1 protein-coding gene is annotated in these 732 nt (G+C 57.4%); it reads left to right on the top strand.

Annotation, left to right across the window (positions count from 1 at the left end; translation table 11 throughout):
* Window positions 1–105: 105 nt before the first annotated feature.
* The coding region (locus NW819_RS14455) for a hypothetical protein (protein ID WP_414414172.1) at window positions 106–732 on the top strand (627 nt) is incomplete at its 3' end.

The raw sequence follows: 732 nt of genomic DNA, 5'->3' as shown, positions 1-732 counted from the left end.
GGTCGGAGCCGGGTAGTTTACGCTCTCACTTGCGCCTTGCTCCAAGAAAACCCCTGGCCTGGAGTGCCATCAACTGGTTGACCTAAGAACCGAGGGAACTGTCGGATGAGCGGATTTGAGCTGCCTTTGACGGTAGAGGTGTTGCGCTGGCTGGCCGGCGGGCAGTTGGCGGAGCGCCTGGAGCGGGCCGTGCGCCTGTGGGTGTTGCTCGATTGCTTGTATGGCGAGGAGGGATGGCGGGATCTGCCGGAAACGTTTGGCTATACCCACATTCGGGATCGCTTGCTCTCGCCGTGGCATCCCAAGCAGGATCTGGCAAAAGGGATCCCTTCACCCTGTCCTGATGTTGACTGCATTTGCTGGAAACCCTTGAGGTTTTGGCTGAAGGATCCCAACCTATTGGCCGCCTTAAAAGCAGAAGTTCCGGATCTGGAAGCGCTGCTATCTGCTCAACCCTTTCACAAGACCCACCGCACCCTGCGCAAAGAGCTGGACTACCTGGCCGCCCAGGGTTGGCTGCAACAAATTCAGGCCAACTCTAGGCGGAGAGATAATTTTCGCTGCCGTGCGCCGGGGGATCGTCCCCAACTGCCCGTATCTTCATCGGCTTTGACCTTATCGGGCCATCAACTGGAACAGATCTATCACATCCTCAGCGATGTGGCCTTTGTACATCCAGATGTGCAGGTTTTGCTGGATGAAATCTGGGCCAACCAAAGGACTCCGTCCCGC

It is taken from the genome of Synechococcus sp. R8-2, assembly GCF_047461715.1.
Lineage (GTDB): Bacteria > Cyanobacteriota > Cyanobacteriia > Thermostichales > Thermostichaceae > Thermostichus.
Note: the sequence above shows the minus strand (reverse complement) of the source record. Positions and strands in the feature narration are given on the sequence as shown.